The organism is Kribbella sp., assembly GCF_035687465.1.
Classification (GTDB): domain Bacteria; phylum Actinomycetota; class Actinomycetes; order Propionibacteriales; family Kribbellaceae; genus Kribbella.
The window spans coordinates 1-5153 of sequence record NZ_DASRXP010000255.1; the positions used below are offsets into that span (position 1 = coordinate 1).

The window sequence follows — 5153 nt, forward strand, 5'->3', positions numbered from 1 at the left end:
AGCGGGTCAGACTCTGCTGGCCGGCACCGTTGACCGTGGTGAAGTCCCCACCGACCCAGAGGTCCGTGCCGCCGGTGGCCGAGACGAGCGGGCCCACCTCGGTGGGAGGACCGGCGTTGGTGTTCGGGAACCAAGGCCCGAGCTGACCGTTGGCTGGGTTCTGCAGCAGCAGGAAGTGAGCACCGGTGCCGTCGGAGAAGGCGCCCGGGCAACTGTGCGCGTGGGAGCCCTTGAAGAGCCAGCCGTTCACCATGGTGATCGCCTCGGTGGCGCCGAGACAGGTGTTCTTCCACACCAGGTTGCCGGTGGCAACGTCCGCGGCGAAGGTGCCGTCGTAGCAACCGCCGCCATCACCCGCGGCAGCGAAGTACACCTTGGTGCCGCTGGTCTCGATGTCCTTGACCCGCGAGGTGCAACTGCTGGTCGGCGTCGGCATCGCGGAGCCGGCCGCGAACGGGAGCATCGCGCCGGTCGAGTTGTTCACACTGGCCACGGCCCAGCGGTTCACGCCGCCGATCTTGGCGAAGGTGCCGCCGAGGTAGACCTTGGAGTTGTCGTCGGCCGCGTCGATCGCGTACACGTCGGCGTTCGGGTTCCACGGCAAGAGAGTGCCGTTGACCGTGCTGATCGCGGCTGCCCGGTTCCGGGCGATGTTGTTGACCAGGCCGAACGACCCGCCGAAGTACAGGCTGGTGCCGCCGACGGCCAGGGTCTTGACCCGGTACGACACCGACGGCTTGATGGTCGCGATCAGCGCGCCGGTCGTCGTGTCGAAGGCGGCGATCCGGTTGCGGACCTGGCCGTCGACGCGGGTGAAGTCGCCGCCGATGAAGACCTTGGTGCCGTCGGGCGAGGCGACGATCGACCAGACCACGCCGTTCACGTCGTGGCTGAAGCTGTCGAGCGCGCCGGTGCTCTGGTTGAAGGCTGCCAGATAGGTCCGGACGGTCAGGTTGGTGCCCGCTGCCGCGCCCGGAGGACGGACCCGGGTGAAGCGACCCCCGACGTACGCCTTGCCCTTCGCTACTGCCAGGCCGAGCACGCTGGCGTCGGTCTGCCAGGCAGAGTTCGCCACTGCCGTCAGAGACGCTCCCGTGGCTGGTGCTGGTACCGCCGGCACCACAGCCATGGTCACAGTCAGACCGGCCGCGGCCAATGCACTGGTGATTCTTCTCGTGCGCATGTTCCCCCCTTGGTACTGCTACGGCCGGCGACCCCCCGCCGGTTGTCCAGGAGCGTGGGGTCTGCCCTAAGAGGCAGGCCCCACGCCTAGTTCCTAGCTCACTTGACCACGATCGTTGCCGAGTTCGCCGACTTCACCACGTTGCGGCCGTCGAGTACCTCGACGTGGTAGTTCACACTCTGGCCGGTCTTGACGCCCGCGTCGGTGTAGGAGACCACCTGCGGAGCCTGCCAGGAGTAGGTGTTCCTGTTCCAGGTACCGATCAGCGTCGTACCCCGGTAGAGCTTGTAGGTCATGGTGATGTTGTCCGCGTCCACCACGGTCTTGAAGGACAGCGAGACCCTGTTGGCCACCGTGCTGCTCGCGCTCGGTGCGGCCGGAGCCGGTGCCTTCGCGCCGCCGACGGCGTTGGTGAACCGGGCGATGCCCTGCTGGGCGGACCCGTTCACGTGCAGGAAGTCGCCGCCCACCCACAGGTCGGTGCCGGTGGCGCCCATCGCCAGCGGGCCGACCTGCGTCGTGCTGTTGGGATTGGTGTCCGTGTTGGGGAACCATGGCCCGAGCCTGCCGTTTACTCCGCTTTGCACCAGCAGGTAGTGGTTCCCGGTGCCTTCCGCGAAGTAGTTCGGGTCGTCCGCGGTGCAGTCGTGTGCGTGGGACCCCTTGTAGACCCAGTCACCGATCGCCTTGACCGCCTCGGTGGCGCCCAGGCACTTGCTCTGCCAGAGCAGTTTTCCGCTGGCGACGTCCGCGGCCAGTACGCCGTCGTAGCAGCCGCGGCCGTCACCGCCGTTGGCGACGTAGACCTTCGAGCCGTACGTGTCGATGTCCTTGACCCGGGTGGTGCACATCGCGGACGGTCTGGGGATCGCCGACTCGGCAGGCATCGCGTAGGGGATGCCGGTGGTGTTGTTCAGCGCGACGAGGGTGTTGTGGTACTGGCCCCTGACGGTTTGGAACGGGCCACCGGCGTACACCTTGGAGCCGTTGTCGGCGACATCGATCGCGTAGACGTCGTCGTCCGCGTTCGGGCTCCAGGGCAGCAGTTTGCCGTTCAGGGTGATGGCCGCCAGGTGGCTGCGGCCCCAGCCGGACACCGTGGTGAACGAGCCGCCGAAGAAGACACTGTTGCCGTAGATCGCGATGGCCTTGACCCGGTAGCTGACCGACGGCGCGAGGCTGGACAGTGCGCCGGTGGCGACGTTGAACATCGCGATCCGGTGCCGTGCCTTGCCGTTCACCGTGGTGAAGTCACCGCCGACCACGACCCACTTCTGGTCCAGCGACACGGCGATGCTGTAGACGGGGCCGTTCAGTACCGGCGCGAAACTGGAGACGCCGCCGCTGCTCTTGCTGAAGGAGGCGAGGTAGGTCCGGGTCGCCTCGCCCTGGCCCGCCGCCTTGCCCGGCGGTCGAACCCTGGTGAACAAGCCTCCGACGAAAACGTTGTTCCCGGCGATCGCGATGGCGTTGACGCTGTTGTTGGTCTGCCAGGAGCTCTGCTTGACCGCGGAGACCGCGGAAGCGAACCCGGGCACTGCGGCAACCACGGGCGGACCGGCAGGGATCAGCGCTGCGGCGACCACGGCCGCTGCGGTGACTAGTGCCAGAACTAACTTCTTCATTTATGTCCTTCGGACTGGGCGGGCGGGCCTCTAGCACGCGAAATCTAGCCTTCGTGGGAGGTCGACAGGAAGTCGACCACCCACCGGCGTTATGACTTTGTGCTATGACCGCCTGGCCGTCCGCTCAGCGTACGGCAGTCAGCTGACCTTTCAGCGGGCATTGAAGTGAGTCAGCACCTGGTCTGCGCTCAGTGCGTACGGGTAAACCGCCGCCTCGTCGATGACCAGGCTGGTCTGAGTGGCTCCACCACCTGGCCAACTGCTGGTGGTGTCGTTGCCGATCCGCCACCAACCGTAGTACAGGGAGGCCTGTCCGATAGTCTGGTTGCCCGCCAACACGCCATCGACGTACAGCTTCATGGCTCCGTTGTCGTAGCTGCCGACCACGTGATGCCACTGGCCGTTGTTCTTGCCGGAGGCGCTGTTGAGCGTTTGCTGGCTGCCATCGCTGATCCCGAAGGTGACGCGACCGTCGCTGCGCAGGTACAGCATCCGGTCGGAGATGCTGCTGTTGCCGGTCTTGGCATTGCCGAAGCCGACGATCCGTCCGCCGCGCGTGGAGGTCTGCTTGACCCAGGCCTCCAGGGTGAACTGCTGCGGCATGCTGTACGCCTTCTCGCCGGTCATCCGGCCGGTGCTCGAGCTGATGGTGGCGGCCGTGTTCCCGGTGATCGCTCCAGCGGCGCCGAGCGTGACCCCGGAGTACGGGCCGTTGTTGCTCTGCCCGGAGGTGTCGACCGAGGTGGTCGTGCCGGCGGGCTCACCGAGTCGCCAGTACGCCTGCGGCCCGTCCGAACCGATGAGCTGCTCGTACGCCGTTGACGTGGTGCTCGCCACCGTCAACGGATCCGAGTAGTTGCCCCGGAGGGTGGTACTGCCGTCCGTCACCTCGACCCGGTAGTTCGTCACTTCACCCGGAGTCACGGCGGTGTCGGTGTAGTGCAGCCACGGGCGGTCGTAGAACGTCGACTTCGCCGTCCAGGTCGCGATCGTGGTGTTGCTGAAGCCCTTCAGCAGCCGGTAGGTCAGCGTGGTGTCGTCGTTGTCCACCACCGTCGGGAAGTGGAGCTGCACGACGCCCGGCTGGACGCTGTACGGCAGCAGCTTGGCCGGCTTGGCGGGAGCGGCGCCCGGACCCGCGTTGGTGAAGCGGGTCAGGCCCTGCTGGCCGACGCCGTTGGTCTGGGTGAAGTCGCCACCGACCCACAGGTCCGAGCCACCGGTCGCGAACGCCAGCGGGCCGACCTCGGTGGGCGGACCGGCGTTGGTGTTCGGGTACCAGGGGCCGAAGGAGCCGTCGGTCAGCGACTCGGTCAGCAGGAACCGGTAGCCGGCGCCCTGCGGGTGACCGCCCGCACCGGCGTTGGCGCAGTCGTGGGCGTGCGAGCCCTTGTAGAGCCAGCCGTTGACGACCTTGACCGCCTCGGTGGCGCCCAGGCACTGGTTCTTCCACAACAAGTTGCCGGTGGCAACATCCGCAGCCCAGGTGCCGTCGAAGCACCCGCCGCCGTCACCGCCGTTGCCGAAGTACACGGAGCCGCCGCTGGCGTCGATCGACTTGACCCGGGTGGTGCATTGGCCGTTCGGCGGCGGGACCGCGGCGGCGGCCGCGAACGGCAGCACGGCGCCGCTGACCGGGTCGAGGCTCGACACCGTGTTCTGGCTGGTGCCGTTGACCGCGCTGAACTGGCCGCCGGCGTAGACCTTCGAGCCGTCGTCCGCCACGTCCACGGCGTACACGTCGCCGTTGCTGGCGGGCGCCCAGGGCAACAGGGTGCCGAGGCTGGTGCTGACCGCGGCGAGCCGGAGCCGTTCCGTGCCGTTCACCAGGCCGAAGGAGCCGCCGAAGTACACGGTGGTGCCGGAGACCGAGATGGTCTTGACCCGGTAGGAGACCGAGGGCTTCCAGTTGGTCACCAGCGCGCCGGTGGCGGTGTCGAAGGCGGCGATCCGGTTGCGGGTCACCCCGTTGACGGTGGTGAAGTCACCGCCGACGAAGATCCGCGAGCCGTCGGCCGAGGCGGCCACCGCATAGATCTGGCCGTTGAGGACCGGGTTGAACGCGGTGACCAGGTCGCCGGTGGTCGTGTCGAAGGCGGCCAGGTAGGCCTGACCGACCTCGTTCGTGCCCAGCGGGGAACCCGGGGGACGGACACTGGTGAACCGGCCGCCGACGTACGCCTTGCCGGCCGCCACGGCGATGCCCTGGACGCTTGCGTTGGTCTGCCAGACGGGACTGTCGAGCGCCGAGAGCGACGCACTGATGCTCTGGGCCGGAGTCGGTGCCAGCGTCGCGGCCAGCAGAACGCCGACCACCCCCAGGCGCGCGAACAGCCATCTCTTTG

2 protein-coding genes and 1 pseudogene are annotated in these 5153 nt (G+C 67.7%); all 3 read right to left on the reverse strand.

All coding sequences use genetic code 11. The annotated features are described in order from the left end of the window. Positions 1-1183: pseudogene (locus VFG33_RS12795) on the reverse strand (LamG-like jellyroll fold domain-containing protein); the annotation flags it as partial. A 98-nt stretch (positions 1184-1281) separates the two neighbouring features. Further along, entirely contained in the window at positions 1282-2808 is a 1527-nt protein-coding gene (locus VFG33_RS12800) for a WD40 repeat domain-containing protein (protein ID WP_325025878.1), read from the reverse strand. Between the two features lie 150 nt (positions 2809-2958). After that, positions 2959-5153, reverse strand: a 2195-nt coding sequence (locus tag VFG33_RS12805; RefSeq protein ID WP_325025880.1) for a LamG-like jellyroll fold domain-containing protein, incomplete at its 5' end; no start/stop codon positions are given.

Bases quoted from the DNA above. Each gene is read 5' to 3' on its own strand.
- VFG33_RS12800 (WP_325025878.1), bottom strand. From the start codon at position 2,808: ATGAAGAAGTTAGTTCTGGCACTAGTCACCGCAGCGGCCGTGGTCGCC.